Annotated in this window: 15 protein-coding genes and 1 riboswitch; of the genes, 4 read left to right on the top strand and 11 right to left on the bottom strand. The window is 65.7% G+C overall.

What is annotated here, in order from left to right; translation table 11 throughout:
• Positions 1 to 3: 3 nt before the first annotated feature.
• A complete protein-coding gene (locus BMY03_RS13765; RefSeq protein ID WP_094011367.1) occupies positions 4 to 435 on the bottom strand; it encodes a GNAT family N-acetyltransferase in 432 nt (143 codons plus the stop codon).
• Positions 425 to 811, bottom strand: a complete 387-nt coding sequence (locus BMY03_RS13760; protein ID WP_023632656.1) for a DUF488 domain-containing protein — start codon at positions 809 to 811, stop codon at positions 425 to 427. The genes BMY03_RS13765 and BMY03_RS13760 overlap by 11 nt, the downstream gene beginning before the upstream one ends.
• A 128-nt stretch (positions 812 to 939) precedes the next feature.
• On the opposite strand from BMY03_RS13760, the gene BMY03_RS13755 reads away from it, so the two are divergent.
• On the top strand, positions 940 to 2556 hold the full coding sequence (locus BMY03_RS13755; RefSeq protein ID WP_094011366.1) for an inorganic phosphate transporter: 1617 nt from the start codon (positions 940 to 942) through the stop codon (positions 2554 to 2556).
• 39 nt (positions 2557 to 2595) lie between these two features.
• Here BMY03_RS13755 and BMY03_RS13750 read toward each other — a convergent pair whose 3' ends face one another.
• From BMY03_RS13750 to BMY03_RS13740, 3 genes are all read right to left on the bottom strand, one after another.
• A complete protein-coding gene (locus BMY03_RS13750) occupies positions 2596 to 3291 on the bottom strand; it encodes a glutathione S-transferase N-terminal domain-containing protein (protein WP_023631479.1) in 696 nt (231 codons plus the stop codon).
• Between the two features lie 25 nt (positions 3292 to 3316).
• The gene (locus BMY03_RS13745) at positions 3317 to 3838 is read right to left on the bottom strand and encodes a GNAT family N-acetyltransferase (protein WP_038706395.1); all 522 of its coding nucleotides are present in this window, start codon (positions 3836 to 3838) and stop codon (positions 3317 to 3319) included.
• A gap of 65 nt (positions 3839 to 3903) precedes the next feature.
• Positions 3904 to 4401 (bottom strand): PaaI family thioesterase, encoded by a 498-nt coding sequence (locus BMY03_RS13740; RefSeq protein WP_023631478.1) that lies wholly within the window; start codon positions 4399 to 4401, stop codon positions 3904 to 3906.
• A gap of 188 nt (positions 4402 to 4589) precedes the next feature.
• A riboswitch (cobalamin riboswitch) is annotated at positions 4590 to 4794 on the top strand.
• A 107-nt stretch (positions 4795 to 4901) separates the two neighbouring features.
• Here BMY03_RS13740 and BMY03_RS13735 point away from each other — a divergent pair.
• From BMY03_RS13735 to BMY03_RS13725, 3 genes are all read left to right on the top strand, one after another.
• A complete protein-coding gene (locus tag BMY03_RS13735) occupies positions 4902 to 7019 on the top strand; it encodes a TonB-dependent receptor (RefSeq protein ID WP_094011365.1) in 2118 nt (705 codons plus the stop codon).
• A gap of 173 nt (positions 7020 to 7192) precedes the next feature.
• A complete protein-coding gene (locus tag BMY03_RS13730) occupies positions 7193 to 8248 on the top strand; it encodes a GlxA family transcriptional regulator (protein ID WP_094011364.1) in 1056 nt (351 codons plus the stop codon).
• A gap of 131 nt (positions 8249 to 8379) precedes the next feature.
• A complete protein-coding gene (locus tag BMY03_RS13725) occupies positions 8380 to 9585 on the top strand; it encodes an NAD(P)/FAD-dependent oxidoreductase (RefSeq protein ID WP_094011363.1) in 1206 nt (401 codons plus the stop codon).
• Between the two features lie 18 nt (positions 9586 to 9603).
• Here BMY03_RS13725 and BMY03_RS13720 read toward each other — a convergent pair whose 3' ends face one another.
• The 6 genes from BMY03_RS13720 to BMY03_RS26125 form a co-directional block, all read right to left on the bottom strand.
• The gene (locus BMY03_RS13720; RefSeq protein WP_094011362.1) at positions 9604 to 10314 is read right to left on the bottom strand and encodes an HvfC family RiPP maturation protein; all 711 of its coding nucleotides are present in this window, start codon (positions 10312 to 10314) and stop codon (positions 9604 to 9606) included.
• 4 nt (positions 10315 to 10318) lie between these two features.
• Positions 10319 to 11140: an HvfB family MNIO-type RiPP peptide maturase gene (locus BMY03_RS13715; protein ID WP_094011361.1), complete on the bottom strand. Its 822-nt coding sequence runs from the start codon at positions 11138 to 11140 to the stop codon at positions 10319 to 10321.
• A gap of 95 nt (positions 11141 to 11235) precedes the next feature.
• On the bottom strand, positions 11236 to 11724 hold the full coding sequence (locus BMY03_RS13710; protein ID WP_031315297.1) for an HvfA family oxazolone/thioamide-modified RiPP metallophore: 489 nt from the start codon (positions 11722 to 11724) through the stop codon (positions 11236 to 11238).
• Between the two features lie 167 nt (positions 11725 to 11891).
• Complete coding sequence (locus tag BMY03_RS13705; RefSeq protein ID WP_023630983.1) at positions 11892 to 12452, bottom strand: DUF4174 domain-containing protein; 561 nt, start codon at positions 12450 to 12452, stop codon at positions 11892 to 11894.
• A 209-nt stretch (positions 12453 to 12661) separates the two neighbouring features.
• Positions 12662 to 13615 carry an NEL-type E3 ubiquitin ligase domain-containing protein gene (locus tag BMY03_RS13700; RefSeq protein WP_177182912.1) on the bottom strand — a complete coding sequence of 318 codons (954 nt, stop codon included), beginning with the start codon at positions 13613 to 13615 and terminating at the stop codon, positions 12662 to 12664.
• Positions 13612 to 17190, bottom strand: coding sequence for a dermonecrotic toxin domain-containing protein (locus BMY03_RS26125; RefSeq protein ID WP_143067547.1), 3579 nt, complete (start codon positions 17188 to 17190; stop codon positions 13612 to 13614). The genes BMY03_RS13700 and BMY03_RS26125 overlap by 4 nt, the downstream gene beginning before the upstream one ends.
• Between the last annotated feature and the right edge of the window lie 55 nt (positions 17191 to 17245).

The raw sequence follows: 17245 nt of genomic DNA, 5'->3' as shown, positions 1-17245 counted from the left end.
AGCTCAGGCGACCGGGCGCTGCATCCGCACGAAACACTCGTCCATGCCCACTTCAACGAAGCCCCGGCGCTGGTACAGGCGCCGCGCCGGGTTGCTGGCGAACACCATCAGCCGTAACCATGGCAGCCGGCGTTGCGCCGCCCAGGCGGCCAGTTCCTCCAGCACCCAGCCGCCCACGCCGCGGCCTCGATATTCGGGCAACAGGTGCAACTCGCGAATGAACAACGCCTGGCGATCCTGGCTGAGGCTGCAGAACCCCATTACCTGTTCGTCCTCGACCACCAACCACTGCTCGCGCCAGCCCCAGGCCTCGTCGAAGGCTTTCTCGATCCACAGCAGGTCGAACTCGCGGTAGTACGGCAGCATGGCGCGGCGGGTGAGGTCGCGGGCAAACGTCAGGTAGTCATCGCTGGCGGGAATCAGTTCAAGGGGCATAGCACACCGGTGAACTGGCCGGGCCACGGCGCTCCAGCTCATCCTCCAGCCACCGGGCCAGGACCTGGGCATTGTTGTGCTCGGTATCCTTGCCAGCGTAGAGCAAGGTCAGGTTGCCTTTGCCAGCCAGGTCCAGCAACGGATACCAATGCTCGGGGTGGGCGGCCAGTTCCTGCTGATAGCGCTGGACAAAGGCTGCAAAGTCCAATTCACCGGCGTGAAAAGCCTTGCGCAGTGCATCGGAGGGCGCGACTTCGCGCAACCACTGCCCATGCAGGTCTTCCTTGCGCTTATTGCGGGGCCACAGGCGATCGACCAGCACGCGCTGGCCATCCTGCACCTCGACGCTCTCGTAGACGCGTTTGCAGCGAATCATCAGGTACTCCTGCGACATCGTTTCCCTACCAGCCTAAGGCCTTCATTGATCGAGGTCACGGCCCGGTAACGAATTGTTTCTATGCTGTATACCTTCGGCACCACCGCCCGACGCCAACCGGAGCCCTCATGGCAACCCCGTCACTGGCCAGCCAGCCCGACCTGAGCCTGCGCACCCCAGGCCCACCCCTTGCCCACAAACCCGGACGCGCCACCCTCACCTTGTTCTTCGGCCTGCTGCTGGCGGGCCTGGCCTACACCTTCTGGAGCCTCAAGCAGGACGTCAGCGCCAGCGGCACCGTCGTCACCACCGTCACTCCTTTCCTGTTGCTGGGCCTGGCCTTGCTGATCGCCCTGGGCTTCGAGTTCGTCAATGGCTTCCACGACACCGCCAACGCCGTGGCCACGGTGATCTACACCCATTCACTGCCAGCTTCGGTGGCGGTGGTGTGGTCGGGGTTGTGCAATTTCCTCGGGGTGCTGCTGTCCAGCGGCGCGGTGGCCTTCGGCATCATCGCCCTGCTGCCGGTGGAGCTGATCCTGCAGGTCGGCTCGTCGGCCGGTTTCGCCATGGTCTTCGCCCTGCTGCTGGCGGCGATCATCTGGAACCTCGGCACCTGGTGGCTGGGGCTGCCGGCCTCGTCCTCGCATACCCTGATCGGCTCGATCATCGGCGTGGGCGTGGCCAATGCATTAATGCACGGGCGTGACGGCACCAGCGGCGTGGATTGGGCCCAGGCCAGCAAGGTCGGCTATGCCCTGTTGTTCTCGCCGTTGATCGGCTTCGCCTGCGCCGCCCTGTTGCTGCTCGTCCTGCGCGCGATGGTCAAGCGCCGCGAGCTGTACCAGGCGCCAGAAGGCCAGACGCCGCCGCCCTGGTGGATCCGCGGCGTGCTGATCCTCACCTGTACCGGCGTGTCCTTCGCCCACGGCTCCAACGACGGGCAGAAAGGCATGGGCCTGATCATGCTGATCCTGGTCGGCACCCTACCAATGGCCTATGCCCTGAACAAGACCATGCCCAACGAGCAGGCCCTGCAGTTCTCGGCCGTCGCCGAGGTAACCCGCCAGGCCCTGGTACGGGCCGCCCCCGCGCCCGCCCCGGCCGATCCACGCCAGGTGCTGACCGCGTTCGTCGCCACCCCGAAGGCCAGCCCCGAGCTGCTGCCGGCGCTGGCCGCGCTGACCGGCATGATCGGCGAGGAGGTCAAGGGCTATGGCTCGCTCAAGCGCGTGCCGGCCGAGGCCATGGCCAACGTGCGCAACGACATGTACCTGGCCAGCGAAGCCATCCGCCAGATCGACAAGCACCAGCTGGCCCGCTACGACGCCGATACCGCCCGCCACGTGCAGCTGTTCAAGCGCCAACTGGACGACGCCACCCGCTATATCCCGCTGTGGGTCAAGGTGGCGGTGGCCATCGCCCTGGGCCTGGGCACCATGGTCGGCTGGCGGCGCATCGTGGTGACGGTGGGCGAGAAGATCGGCAAGACCCACCTGAGCTATGCCCAGGGCGCTTCGGCCGAGGTGGTGGCGATGTGCACCATCGGCGCGGCGGATATGTTCGGCCTGCCGGTATCGACCACCCACGTGCTGAGTTCGGGGGTGGCCGGGACCATGGTGGCCAACGGCTCGGGGATTCAACGCAAGACGCTGGTCAACCTGCTGATGGCCTGGGTGCTGACATTGCCGGCGGCGATGCTGCTGGCGGGTTGCTTGTACTGGCTGTTGAACCAGGTCCTCTGAGGATGTGCGACGGGGGCTGCCGCGCAGCCCCCGACGAGGTCATGCCGGGATCTTCAGGCCACGCTGCACGGCCGGGCGCTCGAGGAACCGCGCCAGCACCCGCTGCACTTCCTTGAACGTGTCGAATTCCACCAGCTCCCGCGCGTTGTAGCGCTCCACCAGGTTACGCACCCAGGGGAAGATGGCGATATCGGCGATGCTGTATGCATCGACCATCCACTCCCGCCCTTGCAGGTGGCGGTCGAGCACCGCCAGCAAGCGTTTGGACTCATTGACGTAGCGGTCCCGCGGACGCTTGTCCTCGTACTCCTTGCCCGCGAAGAAATGGAAGAACCCCACCTGGCCGAACATCGGCCCGATGCCGCCCATCTGGAACATCAGCCACTGCAGGGTCTGGTAGCGCTGGGCCGGGTCCAGGCTCAGCAACTGGCCGCTCTTCTCGGCCAGGTACTGCAGGATCGCCCCCGATTCGAACAATGGCAACGGTTGGCCCCCCGGCCCGTTGGGGTCGAGGATCGCCGGGATCTTGTTGTTGGCGCTCAGGGAGATGAACGCGGGGCTCAACTGGTCCTCGGCTTCGAAGCTGACCTTGTGCACCTCGTAGGGCAGGCCGATTTCCTCGAGCATGATCGAGACCTTGACCCCGTTCGGCGTGGCCAGCGAGTACAGTTGCAGACGCTCAGGGTGTCGCGCCGGCCATTTGCCGGTGATGGGGAATGCGGAAAGTTCGGTCATGGGAGTGCCTTCGCGTTGGGAGGGTTCAATCTAGATGATCTTCGGCCATCCTGACCATCACCCAGTCGCGGTGCCGCTCGTCGCCGCAAGGGAAGATAGCCTCGCCCACCTTGCGAAAGCCGTTGCGCTGATAGAAACCGATCGCCCGGGCGTTCAGCTCATTGACTGTCAGGCGCGCCTGGCCATCGACCTGGGCCAGGGTGGTGGCGAGCAACAATTGCCCGGCGCCGCTGCCATGGGCGCAGGGTAGTACATAGCAGCGTGAGATTTCCGCCAGTTGATCGGCTTCGGCAATACCCAGCTTGCCGGGCGCCAGGTCGAGCATGCTGTAGCCCAGCACCTGGCCACCCCGCTCGACCACCAGCAACCGCTTGTGCGGGTGCTCCAGGTGCGCCTGGAAATGCTCAGGCTGGAGGTGATGGGCGATGTATTGCTGCTGGGCGCTGACCGCACTATCGGGCGGGCTGGCCAGGGCGAAGGTCGCTTGACCGACGAGGCTCAGGGCCACGCAGTCTTCGTCACGGGCCGGGCGAATCTGGTAGGGCATGGCAACATCCTGTCGGGCAGCCGGGTCACGTTCGACAATGCCAGCCCCACCCCATCGGTGCAAGTTCAGGCGTCGCCATGCGCCTGGCGCTTGAGCTTCTCGGTATCGACCCGCACGAACACCGAATCGGCGGTGACCGTCAGTACATCCCCGGCCCAGACCTCGCAGATCACCCGGGTCTTGCGCCCCAGCTCACCCTCGACCCGGGCCTTGAGCAGCAGCTCGACGCCCATGGGCGTGGGCTTGAGGTAGGTGAGGCCAAGCTGGCCAGTGACGCAGTCGATACGCGGCAGGCTGCCCGGTTCGCGGCCTTCGGCACGGTAGTGACAGGCCATGGCGGTCCAGTTGGAATGGCAGTCGACCAGCATGGCCAGCAGGCCACCATAAACCAGGCCGGGCCAGCCGGTGAAGGTCGGATCGGGGGTATGTCGGCACGACAGGTGGATGCCGTCGGCGTCCCAGTGGCTCTGCACATGCAGGCCGCTGGGGTGGGAACAGCCGCAGCCGTAGCAGATGCCTTCGGGGGCGGCGAGTTGTTGCAGGGACAGGGCTTGCTCGGTCATACGCGTCCTTGGCTTGTTGGTGTTGGATAAGGAGGCTGGCTGCCGATGGTAGCGCCCTGCGCGACCTGCGCCAATCCACGCGGCCTGCCCGCAGACAACGCCTACCTGACGGCAACCGCTCTGAACCGCCATTCAACCTCACTCAGCCCGCCCCTCCAGACGATTGACTCCCTGCTCGTTCAGTGGTCAGATGCGCGCCAGTTTCAGGTGCCCTGCGCCGCCGCGCGCAGGGTGAAACGGGAAGCCGGTGAGTCGATACCACGACAAGTCCGGCGCTGCCCCCGCAACGGTAAGCGAGCGAACCCTTCGACAGACCACTGTGCACACGCATGGGAAGGTGAAGGCTTCACGACCCTCGCAAGCCCGGAGACCGGCCTGAGGCTTCACTTGGCAACCCGCGGTGGGCGGGCGCAGGCCGGTATTCGCGTGCGCGCCTGCGCGCGCTTCGCCGTTGCGTGTTTTCCACCGGGATCCATTCTTTCCTGCAGCAGTGGAACGACATGTCCCGTATCAACAAGCTTCACACCCTGGCGGCCTGCCTGGCCGTGTCCCTGCCGGCGCTGGCCGACGAGCAGCCCAGCCCTGCGCTCACCCTGCCCTCCACGGCGATCACCGACAGCCGCGACCCGCAGACCGTCGACCTGGCCACCCCCACCCAGGCCGGTTCACGCCTGAACCTCAGTGCCCTGGAAACCCCGGCGAGCACCAGCAGCATCACCGCCGCGCAGATTCAGCAGCGCAACAACACCACGGTGCAGGATGCCGTGACCCGCTCGCCGGGCATCACTTTCATCGGTACCCCTGGCGATGGCGGCACCGGCTTGTCGGCGCGCGGCTTCACGGGCCAGAGTTCGGTGATGACCCTGTTCGACGGGTCGCGCCTGTACGCCGGCGCCGGCACCCTCACCTACCCGGTCGATCCCTGGATGGTCGAGCGTATCGATGTGATCCGTGGGCCTGCCTCGGTGCTGTATGGCGAAGGCGCCACCGGGGCAACGGTCAACGTGATTCCAAAAAAGCCCTTCAGCAGTGATATCCGCAACCACCTGCGCCTGGGCTATGGCTCCTGGGACCGCCAGCAACTGGGGCTGGACAGCGGCGGCAGCCTGAGCGAGCGCCTGAGCTACCGCGCCACCCTGAACCAGCAGGCGGGCAACGGCTGGGTCGACCGCACCGCTTCGCGCAGCCTGGCGTTTTCCGGCGCGCTGCGCTTCGATGCCAGTGACGACCTGAGTTTCACCCTGTCCCACGATCGCGGCGACGCACAACCTGCCAACTACTACGGCACGCCGCTGATCGACGGCCATCTGCGCAGCAGCGTGCGCAACAAGAACTACAACGTCAGCAATGACCAGCAGCGCTACCACGATGAGTGGACACGGCTGACCAGCGACTGGACCATCAGCGACAGCATCAGCGCCAGCAACCAGCTGTACTACATCAAGAGCCGTCGCCACTGGCGCAATGCCGAGGAATACGCCTGGGATGCCGGTGTGATCCAGCGCGGCAGTTTCCTGGAGATCAAGCACAACCAGGAGCAGATCGGCGACCGCCAGAGCTTCACCTTTGATCACTCGCTGTTCGGCCTGGCCAGCAGGACCGTGGTGGGCGCCGAGTACAACAAGATCCGCTTCAACATCGACAGCAACTCGCCCTACGAAGATGGCTACACCGACCCGCTCGACCCTTGGCGGCCGGCGCCCGGCGGGTTCCACAGTGCCGATCCGACGCGCCCGCAGACGCTGTCGAAAACCAGCACCTTCTCGCTGTTCGCCGAAAACCGCACGCAACTGACCGAGCGCCTGTCGCTGGTCACCGGCATACGCCGCGACCAGAACCACATCGACCGCAACGACCTGGTGAAGGACACTCGCGAAGACCAGAGCCTGCGTGGCGGCAACTGGCGCGCCGGCCTGGTGTACGCGCTGACTGACGACCTGTCGGTGTACGGCCAGTACTCCACCAGCGAGGATGGTGTCGGTGACCTGCTGACCCTGCGCCCGGAGCAACGCCTTGAACTGACCGAAGCCAAGCAGACCGAATTCGGCCTCAAGCAACGGTTCTGGGACGGACGCGGCGAATGGACGTTGGCGGCCTACCACATCGTCAAGAAGAAGCTGCCGGTGTACGACGTGGTCTCTAAACGCAGCCAGCAGGCAGGCCAACAGACCTCCGATGGCCTGGAGGCAAGCCTGGAGCTAGCTCTGGGCAATCAATGGCAACTGTCGGGCAACGCCGCCTTGGTGCGCGCCAAGTACGATGATTTCACTCAACTCAGCCGAGGCGTTTCCTACGACCGGTCTGGCAACCACCCGCAGGACGTCCCACGGCGTACCGCCAACCTGTGGCTGAGCAAAGCCTTCGGGCAAAGCGTCGACACCGGCATCGGCCTGCGCTACGTGGACGCCCGCTATACCAGCGCCGCCAATGACCAACGCGTGCCGGGCTACACCGTGGTCGATGCCAATATCGGCTGGCAGGTGCTGCCCGACGTGCGCCTGGGTCTGCAGGTGAACAACCTGTTCGATCGCGAGTACGCCCAGTCGAGCTACAGCGGCGAACAGTGGCTGCTGGGCGCGCCGCGCTCGTATTTCGCCACGGTGGACTACAGCTTCTAGGTCGGCCAGGTAACAGCGTCGGAACGGGCTGGCCCCGCGATGCGGCTGATGCTGCAATCGCGGGGCAAGCCCGCTCCCACAAGAGCCAGGCCTGACGGCCATCGCGTCGTGCTTGAACATCATCGCGCCACCTGCTCGACTAGGGCCTACGCCCCGTCCACAAGCAGCGCGCCATGACCGACATCCCGCAGATTCCCGCAGCGCCCGTGCACGCGCTTGACCAGCCGCGCACCTTGCTGTTCCTCGCCTACCCGCAGATGGGCCTGCTCGACCTCACCGGCGCGCAGACGGTGTTCTGGGCCGCGACCAAGGCCCGCGCCGCGCGCGGCCTGCCCGGCTACCGGGTGGTCACCGCCAGCCTCGAAGGGGGCCTGGTGGCCACCGCCGAGGGCCTGGCCGTCGCCACCGAGCCACTGGCGCCCTGGCTGCACGAGCCCTTCGACACGCTGGTCGTGCCCGGAGCCCCGGAGATCGTCCGCACCCTCCCCGATCACGCCGAGCTGGTCGCCTGGCTGGCCCAGGCCGCCCAACGCGCCCGACGTACCGCTTCGGTATGCAGCGGCACCTTCCTGCTGGCCGCCGCCGGCCTGCTCGATGGCCGCAGGGCCGCCACCCACTGGGCGATGTGCGATGCCCTGCACCGACGCTTTCCGGCCATCGAGGTGGATGCCGAATCGATCTTCGTGCAGCAGGATCAGGTATGGACTTCGGCCGGCGTCAGCGCCGGCATCGACCTGGCGCTGGCCCTGGTCGAGGCCGACTGCGGCCGCGAGGTGGCCATGCAGGTGGCCCGCGAATTGGTGGTGTTCCTCAAGCGCCCCGGCGGCCAGGCGCAGTTCAGCGAACTGCTCAAGGCCCAGGGCGAGGACAGCGACGCCTTCGAGACCCTGCACCTATGGCTCAGCGAGCACCTGGGCGACCCGCGGCTGACGGTCGAGCGGCTGGCCGAACAGGCGCGCATGAGCCTACGCAACTTCACCCGGGTGTACAAGCACAAGACCGGCCGCACCCCGGCCAAGGCCATCGAGGTGTTCCGCCTGGAGGCGGCGCGCCGCTTGCTGGAAAACTCCGACCAGCATATCGAGCAGGTCGCCCGCCACTGCGGGTTCGGCAGCGAGGAGCGCATGCGCCTGGCGTTCCAGCGTCACCTGGCGGTGACCCCGCGGGACTATCGGGCGCGCTTCGCCCGCGGCGTGCCGCTGGCCGAAATCCAGGGTTCTTTGGCCTAGGGACAAACCTGGGGGGCGCTTAGCATCTGCAGCACGCCTATCGGGCCGTAATCCAGGCTCACTCACTAGACGTAACCTTTTTCTACTGCCGCAGCGACAACATCGATAATCGCGGCATCCAGGAGCCCCTCATGAAACAGATCCTGATCATTGGCGCAGGCTTCGCCGGGCTGTGGAGCGCCCTCGGCGCCGCCCGCCTGCTCGACCTGCACAAACGCGACGACGTGCTGATCACCGTGCTCGCGCCCCAGGCGGAGCTGCACATCCGCCCACGCTTCTACGAACCCGACGTACACACCATGGCCGCTCCCTTGCAGGCGGTGTTCGACGCGGTCAACGTGCGCTTCGTCAAAGGCACGGCCTACCACATCGACCAGACCAACCAGCAGGTGGCCTACCGTCAGGCGGGTGGCATCGAGGCCAAGCTGGGTTACGACCGCCTGATCATGGCCTGCGGCAGCCTGCTCAACCGCCCGGCGCTGGAAGGCTTCGACCAGCACGCCTTCGATGTCGACAAGATCGACTCGGCCACCCGCCTGGAAGAACACCTCAAGTCCCTGGCCGCCCGCCCCAACAGCCCCGCACGCAATACCGTGGTGGTGGCCGGTGGCGGCTTCACCGGCATCGAGACCGCCACCGAGCTGCCCAGCCGGCTGCGAGCGATCCTGGGCGACAAGGTCAAGCCGCGCATCGTCGTGGTCGACCGCGGCGCGAAGATCGGCGCCGCCCTCGGCGACGGTATCCGCCCGGCCATCGAACAGGCATCGGCGGCGCTGGGGATCGAGTGGATCTGCGGCGCCACGGTGGCCTCGGTGGATGGCGGCGGCGTGCTGCTGGACAACGGTGAACGCATCGCCGCCAACACCGTTGTCTGGACCGTGGGTTTCAAGGCCAACCCGCTGACCGAGCAGATCAGCGGCGAACGCGACCGCCAGGGCCGCCTGCATGTGGATGGCAACCTCAAGGTCATCGGCAACCCGGCGGTGTATGCCGCGGGCGATGTCGCCTACGCTGCCTGCGACGAGGCTGGCAACCACGCGGTGATGTCCTGCCAGCATGCCATTCCGCTGGGCCGCTACGCCGGCAACAATGCCGCCGCCGAGCTGATCGGCGTGGCACCGATGACCTACAGCCAGCCCAAGTACGTCACCTGCCTGGACCTGGGCGCCTGGGGCGCGGTGTACACCGAAGGCTGGGAGCGCACGGTCTCGCCGCCGACGGACAAGGCCGAGGCCAAGCAGCTCAAGCAGCAGATCAATTCAATATGGATCTATCCGCCGGCGGCCGACCGCGCGGCAGCGCTGGCGGCAGCCGATCCGTTGATCCCGGTGGCCTGACGGAACATCTGCGCGCGCCTACAGGGCATCTCGAGTACCGACGATGATGCCCTGCTCACGCAACTGTCGCAGCATCTGCAGCCCTTGCTGCAGGTGCTGATCCCCCAGCGCCCGCAAGCGCTCGCGCCCGGTGCCGGGCAAGCCCACCAACAGCTGCCAGGCCAAAGGCGCCAACCGGGCGAAGCGCACCTGCAGGTCGGCGTCGCGGTACACCAGCAACAAGGTGGGCTGCTCCGGCGCCTGGTCGGGTTGATACTCGGGGCCGATACGCTCCACCGGCCAGCGGTAGGCCAGCACCCGGGCCACGCACGACAGCAGCGGCTCGCCGGTCAGCAGGTCGCCGGTCGGGTCGTGGGACGGATCCTCGGCGTCGCTCAGGTACAACTGCGCTTCTATCCATTCATAGTGCGCCAGCTCCAGCTGCCAGGGGGCGTCCGGCGCGACGCCCTGCAGGTAGTCGATGAAGGCTTCGGCTATTTCGGTGAACAGCGGCGTCTGGCTACGGTAATGGGCGTAGAAGTCACGCACCCGGGCATGCCAGCGCTGATCGCCGAGGGTCCGGCGCATCACCGGAAAACTGCCGGCCAACAGCCCTTCGATGGCGCCGTAGAACAGTTCGCGGTAGACCTTCAGGCGCCGCGCCTCGATACCTGGCGGCGGCGGGTTGCCGACCGGGTCGCGCAGGTGGCGGGCCAGGGTGAACTGCTGGTGGCGCAGGGTTTCGGTCATGGTCTTACGCTCCATGGGCACGTTGCACGTCGCGAATGCGCGCCGTCTCGGCCAGCAACTCGGCCAGCGGCGGGTAGTTGAAGTCACGCTCGAGTACGGTGGGTTGCGCGCCGAAGCGCTGGCAGGCGTCGGCGAACAAGGCCCAGACATCCTCCTTGACCGGCGCGCCGTGGGTGTCGACCTTCAGGTCCGGCGCTTCGTCATAGTGACCGGCCACGTGCATGCCCACCACCCGCTTGCGGGGAAGGCCGGCGAGGAAGGCCCGGGCGTCGTAACGGTGGTTGCAGGCGTTGACGAAGACGTTGTTGACGTCCAGCAGCAGGTCGCAGTCGGCCTCGTCGAGCACGGCGCGGACGAAATCCAGCTCGGCCATCGCCTGGTACGGCGCGGCGTAGTAGCTGATGTTCTCCACGGCGATGCGCCGGCCAAGGATGTCCTGGGCCTGGCGGATACGGGCGGCCACATGGTGGACGGCCTCGTCGGTGAACGGAATCGGCATCAGGTCATAGAGGTGACCGTCGTCGCTGCAATAGCTCAGGTGCTCGCTGTACATCCGCACCTGGTGCTGGTCGAGGAACTGCCGGGTACGCTGGAGGAAGCCGAGGTCCAGCGGCGCGGTGCCACCCAATGACAACGACAGGCCGTGGCAGGCGATGGCAAAGCGCTCGGCCAGACGCGCCAGGCCCTGGCCGAAGGCGCCGCCGACACCGATCCAGTTCTCCGGGGCGCATTCGAGGAAGTCCACCGCGCCCGCCTCCATGGTCAGCAGGTCGGGCAGCAGGCCGCGGCGCAGGCCGAGACCGGTGTGCAAGGTGTGTTGGGGCATGATCGGAGGGTTCCGTATGGCAGGGGTCGGCATCGGGGGCAGCCCGCCCCCACAGGGCAAATGCCGGTGGGAGCGGGCTGGCCCCGCGACAGGCTTCAGGACCTGGTCAGGTGGCTGAACAGCCCGTCGGGCATCGCCTTGCCATTGGCCTTGTAGATCGCCGCCAGGTGATCGTGGGCTTCCTGCTCGGAAATGAAGCCATCGTGGTTGCGGTCGATCTTGTCGAAGTCGGCCGCCCGGTCCTTGGCCACTGCCAGGAACTCCTCGCGCGAGACCTTGCCATCATGGTTGCTGTCGGTACGGGCGAACGAGGCGTCGCCGCACTTGCCCTCACCGCACTTGCCCTCGGCACCGGCCTTGGCGCTGGCGCCACACTTGCCCTCGCCACATTTGCCTTCGCTTTGCGTGGCCTTGCCGCTGGCACCGCACTTGCCCTCGCCGCACTTGCCTTCGCCAGGGGTCTTGGCGGCGGCCAGCTGGTAGCCCTGGGCCAACGGTTCTACCGCGAAGGCGTTGTTGCCCAGGACCATGCCGCCGAGCAGGGTGGCGCCGAGCAGGCTAAGGGTTTGACGGGTCGTTTTCATGGTGTCGCTCCACTGTGGTTGGAAAGTGGAGCCATTGAGCCGCAGCGGTGTGTCGTCGATGTATCGGAGCGGGCGTGGTTTTGTATGGCAGTGGGTCGAGGCAAGGCGCAGATACACAGGGATACAAGAACGGCCTTCTGCTGGCGCAGAAGGCCGTGACAGAGGCCTCAGTCTTCCAGCGGCTTGGGCGGCGCGGCAGGTTTGGCGGGCTTGCTCGGCTTGGCCTTGCTGTCCTTGGCCTTTGGCTCGGCTGGCGCAGCGGCTACCGGCTCCGGCGCGGTCACCGCCTGCTCGCTGGGCGGCAGCTCATCGACTGCCTTGAAAATAACTTGCGGATCGAGCTTTTCGCCGCTGTCGTCGTCCTTGAGCACATGGCGTTCGCCGTCCTTGCCCACCAGGATCACCTTGGTGCCTTTGCTGGCGCCCAGCTTGAGCTCACGGATCAACGCCATGGTGGTCTGCTGCTCGAGGTTCTTGTCCTCGCGCTTGCCCATCATGCTGGCGACGCTGTACAGCACCAGCCCACGTTCCTTGAATCCGGCTTGGGTAGCGGGATCTTTCAGCGCCTGTTCCAGGCCACGCAGGGTCGGGTCGGCCGAACTCGGGGCGATGACCACCAACGGCCTGGCCTTGCCCAGTTCCTTGGCCAGCGGGGCATCGCTGTCGGCGGCGTACAAAGGGCCGGCTACGGCGAGCAAGGTGGCGAGGGTCAGTGACCGAACGAGCATGCGCATCTCCTTATTCTCTCGATAAACCAAAGACTGCAGATCAGGGAGAAAGATCCGGGCCGGGAGCCTAAACCAACTATCCATCCATGTGCTTGGGTCAAAGGTAACCAGTGGTTTCCGCAATCATCGCGGCTCCTGCTGACGCAGTTTCCGGAACCACCGCTCCCGATCTAGAGCATAGTCCAAAGCCATCATGGTCCGAAGCGAACTCAGCGAACGGCCACTTCCTGCTCGGCAACCACCTCCAATGCATGACGGGTCATTTCAAGCATCCTCGTGCGTTCGGCTAGCATCCGCTCCTCCTGTACTTGGCCGATCTGCCCCAGCCGGACAGCTTCCGACAGACTCCGATCCGCCATCAAAGCCTCCATGCGTGCGTGATAGGGCGCATCGAACGCATCGAAGCGGGTTTGATAGGCCTGGCGCAAATGCTGGCACCAAAAATCCCTCTCGGCCAATGAGCGTGCCAGCGTCTCGCTGCCCTCCGCCGCCAGCACACGTTCACGCGCCTGCGCGACCTGCCGCGTACCGACGCCCGCGAGGTTGCGAAACAGCATGTCGTTGATCCGCAGCGGCAGGTCCAGCTCGCGGCGTAGCGCCAGTCGATACGCCAGGACCACCTCTATTTCGTCCGGATTGCCGCCCGTCGCTCGCTGTGCCTGAACATCTTCCAGGGCGATGCGATCAACCGCCTCCAGCCGCCACAACTGACGCCCAAGGTAGAGCAAGGCCCGTTCACGATTCCCGCCAACGTTGCCCTGCTGCGCCCGCCACACCAGTAAACGCACCTCCAGGTCGCTAAAACGCAGAGTAATGCTGTCCTGGCACGTGACCTCGCGGGCGCAGGCGAACAGTTCATTGCATAGCCCGGCATCCGCATCCATCGCCTGGAGCATATCCAGTACCCGATAGGCTAGATCACGAGCCCCCGCAGGGCTGCGAAAGTCGGCCGTTTCCGTTAACCCCGTGAGCAGGTGGAAAAACGCTTCGCCGCGCTCGTTGCCGTCCACCTGCGCCCAGGTCGACCCCAGCTCATCACGGTGCCGATCCCCGATCACATCGAGCCAGCGCATGCGCGGCAGGATGTCAGGTTCGATCACTTGCGCAGGTGCCACCTGCTGAGCCACGGCTAACCGCAACCGCTGATGCTGCTCGGACGTCATGGGGTTGCCCTGCAGCCACACCCGCCCCGGGTCCAAGGCAGGGCTTGGTAGAAGCCTTCGGGCAACGCGGTGATCAGGTTGTTGCGTATATCGAGCGCCACCAGGCGCGGGCATTCAAGCGCGCCATGCGGCAGTGCGCCGATCCTGCAACTGTTCAAGCGGAATTCACTCAGACGCGCCATCGCGCCAACCGAGAAGGTTCGCCCCAGCGGGTTGTAGGAAAGATTGAGATAGGTGAGCGCCTCACAACCGGCAAGCACCGTAATTTGGCCAGGATCAAGCGCGATCTGGTTGTTGTAGAGGTCCAGGCATTCCAACCGTCGCATGTACCGCAGTTGCGCTGGCAAACGGGTCAGTCTGTTGCCAGGCAGCTCCAGCACTCGCAGGTTGCCAAACGCCTCGAGAAAACTGTCGGGCACTGCTTCGAGCGCCATACTCCGGAGTGACAGGACCGACACCCGATTGAACCGGATCAGCCGCGGCAGCTCTGGCAGCGTTCCCGGCCTCGTCCCCATCTGGCTCCACCAAAGCTCGATGGGAGGGGAACGATCGACGGACTCCTCGAAGGTACTGCATTGCCAGCAGCGTATAAGCGCATCACTGAAATAGCGACGCTGCTCCTGGGCCTCGCCACGCGAAGCGCTTGTAACCCAACGCTCCATGTGTTCGGCCAACAGTTCGGATTGCCCACGCAGCGTCGTCAGGATCTCCTCGACGCGCCGCCCCGAGGCCTGGACCGCGCTGATCCACGTATCGAGCTCTGCCTGGTCCAGGGCTGGAAACAGGCTGTGCGCCCTGTCGACCAGCGCCTGCGGCCTGCCTCTGCTCCACACCCTGTCGGGCAGGCGGCCGTTCAACAGATAGCCGAAGCGACCGTCCTGCAGCCGCGATGGCGGGCGCATGGCGCCCGGCTGCCTGGGTGACAGCAGGCGTTCCACGGCCGGTCGGTCGGCAACCGCGCGCCGCCTCACCGCCACGCGCAGGCTGGCGGCAGAAGGTGCGTCCAGGCCCAGCTCCATGAGTTGGTCCTCGTCGTAGGCAGCGGCCATGACCTCGAATAATTCACCAATCGCCCCCACGGCGTTGCCATGTGAATCGAGGCGCACATACCGGCCATCAAGGTGCAACAGGCTGGTTGTCATCGCGGGCTCGCCTCCCGCGACCAGCACCGGCCCCCCGACACGCTCGTCCAGCAATCGCCAGCGTATGGGCCTGGAAGCACCCGCCTGCGCTTCGAGCAGCCCGATCACCACCCGCGCAAGATCCGCTGACTGCGGCATGTCGTAATGCAAGGCCTCCAAGACCCGCACCGTACGGATCCGTGCGACGCTCGCCCTCGCACCCTCGGCAAGGCGCATGGCTATCCTGCCAGTCTCGGCCAGGCGTCGGTAGTCGTCGGCATCGGCGCCTTGCAGCAACGCCTGCGCCGCTCGTCTGTGCAAGCCTGTAAAGGCCCGTCGCAACGTGGCGATTGCGACCGTATCGGCTTCCTGCCCACTGTCGTACAGCGCCTGCAGCAACGGTCGGCGGTACAATCCAATCTGCTCGGCAAGCCGGGGCCCCTCAAGCCCAAGCATTTGCGGCCAACGCTGGGCATGCCGCAGCAATTCATGATCCTCGCTACCCACACCAGAGCGCAGATCCGTGATCGCCCGGCTTATGCGTGCCTCCAGTTGCAGGCGTTCGACGCTGTCACAAAGCCAGGGGTCAGGCGCCTGGCTTTCCATGTGCAACGCCCGCAGATTGCTCGCGCCAATCCCGTGAATACTCAGTGCTGCGTCAACCCTGGCAGCATCAAGCTCGTTGAACGGTCTGCCCAATCGACTGAACATCAGGCGTGCACCCTGCCAGCATGACGGCTGCGCACTGGCTAACCGCCACGCGCCCGCGCCGTTGCCGTGCACCACAGGACCGAAGCCTGCCTGGGGGCACAATTGCCACGCGCCATCTTCGCTGCGCTGCTGCACCGCATAGTGCTGCCCCTCCATCTCGATGAACGCTTGCCCGGCTTGCCGCTGGACGCCATCGCCCGCCTGCCGCGCAGCCAACAGTGGCGCCTCACTGCGATAGGCCGCCAGGTCCTGGTTCCATAGCTTCGTCTTGCCATTTTCCATTTGCGCCGGCACTAGGCTGTCGACCAGCACTGAACGCCCCCATGCATGACGCACGGCCGAAACCCCGACCGCTGTCACCGCCACCACGGCCAGATCGCGCGCCACATGCGTCAGATGGTCGAGGGCGGCCGAGGTATCGCCGTCATGCCAACTCTCCACGCCATGGAAAACCTCGGTAAGTAGATCCCAGGCAAAGACTGCGAGCAGCCCAGCGCCAACCGCAGGAATGAAGAACCCCGCCAGGCCCGCCAGCAACCACCCCTGCGCCGCAAGGTACCGGTCATGGGCCTGCTGCACGGCTCGATCCAGTTGAGCCACGGGAGGCGCGATCATTGCGGCGTCATCCTTGATCTGCGCGATACGCGCCGCCGCCAGTTGGTCGAACAGCGGGAGTGCGATGGGGTGCATGTGCACCTGAAGGTCGCGGGTGGCCCAGATCGCGACATCCCGGTACAACTCGATGACGGTCGAAAAGAAGCGCTGGCTGTCGCGGCGCCTCAGAAAGCGGCTGAAGAATGTCAGGTAGGCGCCATCGCGCAAGTGGCGACCCAGCCGCTTGCGGCTAAAGTGCTCCAGGTCGGGGTGGGCGCTCCAGGGGCCGTGTGGATCACCTGGGATGTAGCAGAAGATGCGTTGGCTGGTATTGCGCAACCAGCCCTGATCAATGACGTCGAACACGATGACCTGCTCCAGCGCGCATCCCAGCACGCGCAGTCGCTTGACAACCACCGGCGCGTCGCCCGGTACCTGCGGATCGCCATCGCTGCACACGCGCAGAAGCAGATCAAGCTCGGCGGCGCTCAGGATTCCGTCGACATTTGCCTTGCACGCGTCGACCACCAGCGTGGAGTGCAGCAACCCCGCCAGCACGGCGCGCATGCTTTGTTCGCCGGGCGGGTCAAAGACCGCATCCAGATGGCGCTGATAGCGCGCGCCAGCATCCAGCTCGCGGCATAACCGGGCAAACTCGGACGCACTGGGCTGATCAAGACGCCCCCCATCCCCCTTTAGCAGGCCATTACCGCGCGGCTGGCCGGTATCCACCGACTCGCTGGCGACGAAATTGCGCATTGCGGCTTCCACCAATGGAGTCTGGGCATAGTCAGTACCCGAAACCGGAACTCGGGTAGTGAAATACTGGCCACGCAACGGCACCGGGTACCCGTGGCGGAACCACAGGGTGGCGACATCCACCTTTGTCGCGAATCGTTTGTCGAAGGCGTCCTGCAAGGCGGCACCGACAAACGCTTCGATGCCCTGCACACGCCTCCAGCGCGCCCGTAGGCGTTGCCGGCAGTCAAGGCTGGTTTTGAGGGCGGCGCACAACGCCGCCAGAGAGGCATCGGCAAGCTCGTGCAACCAGTCAGGCAGCCGCTTGGCGATGAGGTCATCCTGGAACGCTTGCTCGAAGCGGAGCGTGTCGTCGCTTGGCGCAACCGCTGAGTCGCTGTCGGTAGGCATGGGTGGACTCCTTGTGCTGGGGGGCCCAGCCTAGGGATAGCTGCCTTGCCCCGGC

It is taken from the genome of Pseudomonas soli (assembly GCF_900110655.1).
GTDB classification, from domain to species: domain Bacteria; phylum Pseudomonadota; class Gammaproteobacteria; order Pseudomonadales; family Pseudomonadaceae; genus Aquipseudomonas; species Aquipseudomonas soli.
This window is presented reverse-complemented; position numbering and strand designations above follow the sequence as displayed.

Coding starts and splice junctions, on each gene's coding strand:
- BMY03_RS13730 (WP_094011364.1), top strand. CDS start 7,193: ATGACCGACATCCCGCAGATTCCCGCAGCGCCCGTGCACGCGCTTGAC.
- BMY03_RS13735 (WP_094011365.1), top strand. CDS start 4,902: ATGTCCCGTATCAACAAGCTTCACACCCTGGCGGCCTGCCTGGCCGTG.
- BMY03_RS13740 (WP_023631478.1), bottom strand. CDS start 4,401: ATGACCGAGCAAGCCCTGTCCCTGCAACAACTCGCCGCCCCCGAAGGC.
- BMY03_RS13755 (WP_094011366.1), top strand. CDS start 940: ATGGCAACCCCGTCACTGGCCAGCCAGCCCGACCTGAGCCTGCGCACC.
- BMY03_RS13750 (WP_023631479.1), bottom strand. CDS start 3,291: ATGACCGAACTTTCCGCATTCCCCATCACCGGCAAATGGCCGGCGCGA.
- BMY03_RS13715 (WP_094011361.1), bottom strand. CDS start 11,140: ATGCCCCAACACACCTTGCACACCGGTCTCGGCCTGCGCCGCGGCCTG.
- BMY03_RS13705 (WP_023630983.1), bottom strand. CDS start 12,452: ATGCTCGTTCGGTCACTGACCCTCGCCACCTTGCTCGCCGTAGCCGGC.
- BMY03_RS13710 (WP_031315297.1), bottom strand. CDS start 11,724: ATGAAAACGACCCGTCAAACCCTTAGCCTGCTCGGCGCCACCCTGCTC.
- BMY03_RS13700 (WP_177182912.1), bottom strand. CDS start 13,615: ATGACGTCCGAGCAGCATCAGCGGTTGCGGTTAGCCGTGGCTCAGCAG.
- BMY03_RS13725 (WP_094011363.1), top strand. CDS start 8,380: ATGAAACAGATCCTGATCATTGGCGCAGGCTTCGCCGGGCTGTGGAGC.
- BMY03_RS13720 (WP_094011362.1), bottom strand. CDS start 10,314: ATGACCGAAACCCTGCGCCACCAGCAGTTCACCCTGGCCCGCCACCTG.
- BMY03_RS13765 (WP_094011367.1), bottom strand. CDS start 435: ATGCCCCTTGAACTGATTCCCGCCAGCGATGACTACCTGACGTTTGCC.
- BMY03_RS26125 (WP_143067547.1), bottom strand. CDS start 17,190: ATGCCTACCGACAGCGACTCAGCGGTTGCGCCAAGCGACGACACGCTC.
- BMY03_RS13760 (WP_023632656.1), bottom strand. CDS start 811: ATGATTCGCTGCAAACGCGTCTACGAGAGCGTCGAGGTGCAGGATGGC.
- BMY03_RS13745 (WP_038706395.1), bottom strand. CDS start 3,838: ATGCCCTACCAGATTCGCCCGGCCCGTGACGAAGACTGCGTGGCCCTG.